Consider the following 1,992-nt stretch of genomic DNA (forward strand, 5'->3'; position numbering starts at 1 on the left):
CAGATCCGAAAACGCCGCCAAAACCTATTGTCACCCCGGTTACGCCATCCCAGCCGGGTTGCACGGGGTCGGGGTGCCAGGGGAAGACGGGCTATACCACACCGAAGGTAAACCCCTGTGGCGCTATCGAGTGCCCCCCAAAACCGACAGATCCGAAAACGCCGCCAAAACCTATTGTCACCCCGGTTACGCCATCCCAGCCGGGTTGCACGGGGTCGGGGTGCCAGGGGAAGACGGGCTATACCACACCGAAGGTAAACCCCTGTGGCGCTATTGAGTGTCCTCCCAAACCGACAGATCCGAAAACGCCGCCAAAACCAGCTGTCGGCCCGGTTACGCCATCTCTGCCAGAATATTGATTATAGAATTAGCTTTTTTGAGACTTAAGACAGAATAACTTTTATGTTCAAATGAAATTCCCGGCCGTGGATATGATCGAGCCAGCAGTGCTCGCCGCAGCCGAGCGACAGGGCGAAGCCCCGAGTGAGCGAGGAAGCACCAGGGAACAAAACTTATAAATTCTGCTTACGCTAAATGCCTGAAAAATCACCTCCCCCTCGGGGTTATCCACTTATCCACGGGCATATTTTTATAAAGTACTTTTTTATTCTTTTTCTTTATTTTACATCTTTTAGGGAGCCTGAAAGCCGCGTACAGTGCGGCCTGAGAGGGGGCCTATATGGGCAACTGGTAAACATAATATGGGAAATTAATCACGTATCAGTGGGTTTTGTGTCAACAAGCTATGGGATACGCATCAACAAGCTATGGGAAAGAGGTCAAGTTCAGTTCTCAATTATCCACTTGTGGATAAAGTGCAGATTTTTCCGGTGGATAAGTATCGCGATAGCTTGCAATTTCTGTTTTCACTGTCATTATGGGTGAGTAAAAAATTACCCATAGGCATTGAAATGGATACTCAAGCACTCTTGCCAGCTACTAAAACGTTTAAAAAACGCGCCAGTATAAAGCAATCTAACGAATTGACCGAAGCTGCATATTACCTGCCTCTTCAGGCAAAACGTGTGCTGTGGTTATGCCTCATGCAGGCCTATTTTAATGACAGCCAGGAAGATGACTCTGACGTATTGCCGCTCTTCAAAATCAGCGTTTCTGATTACGTCAAATACTTCAATGTCGCTACGTCTGTCGCCAGTCGTGATGTGAAGGCTGGGGTAAATGCTCTGGGCGAATCAACGGTTACCTTTTATCCAAAAGAAGGTGAGTTTGAAGAAGTTAAACGTCCGTGGCTGGCTGAAGCAGGAATGAAGCGAGGCCGGGGTTCCTGGCAGATTGAATTTAACTACAAGGTCATGCCATTCCTTGTCGGCTTAACCTCCCAGTTCACTACCTATTCTCTCTATGACTGTGGCCAGCTTAATAGTGTTCGTGTCATCCGGCTTTATGAAAGCCTGTGTCAGTTCCGGAGCACTGGTGTCTGGATCACCACACATGACTGGTTATGTGAAAGGTTTATGCTCCCTGCCTCGCAGAAAAACAATATTGCTGAAATGAAGCGTACCTTCCTGGAACCTGCTCTGAAGAAAATTAATGAGAAGACGCCATTAAAGGTAACATATACCACTGAAGAAGATGGTCGCTTGCTGTTTAATTTTCTTGATAAAAAACAATAGCCTGTATTTTTTATTTCCTCCCCCCTTAGTTTGTTGCTGACATATGGGGGGATACTAAACTTGCTGTATTTCCCATAGTGCTTGCCTAACTTGACCTGTTTCCCACAATCCCGGCTGTCCGCGTAGTTGACCTGTTACCCACAGTCCCGCCCGTCTGCAAAGTTGACCTGTTTCCCATAGTCCGGGCCGTCCGCGTAGTTGACCTGTTTCCCACAGTCCCGGTCGCCTGCAAAGTTGACCTGTTTCCCATAGTCCCGGACGTCTGCAAAGTTGACCTGTTTCCCACAGTCCGGGCCGTCCGCGGAGTTGACCTGTTTCCCACAGTCCCGGTCGTCTGCAAAGTTGACCTGTTTCCCAC

Annotated in this window: 2 protein-coding genes and 1 pseudogene; 2 read left to right on the forward strand and 1 reads right to left on the reverse strand. The window is 48.5% G+C overall.

The features are described from left to right. A partial coding sequence (locus CWM54_RS29105; protein ID WP_206054245.1) for a hypothetical protein occupies positions 1-277 on the forward strand: 277 nt, incomplete at its 5' end. Positions 278-767: 490 nt separating this feature from the next. Further along, a complete protein-coding gene (locus CWM54_RS27775) occupies positions 768-1,634 on the forward strand; it encodes a replication initiation protein (protein WP_096835038.1) in 867 nt (288 codons plus the stop codon). A 134-nt stretch (positions 1,635-1,768) separates the two neighbouring features. Here the strand turns inward: CWM54_RS27775 and CWM54_RS29110 are convergent. Next, positions 1,769-1,992: pseudogene (locus CWM54_RS29110) on the reverse strand (hypothetical protein); the annotation flags it as partial.

The organism is Klebsiella sp. D-Nf1, assembly GCF_002810515.1.
Classification (GTDB): Bacteria; Pseudomonadota; Gammaproteobacteria; order Enterobacterales; family Enterobacteriaceae; genus Klebsiella; species Klebsiella variicola.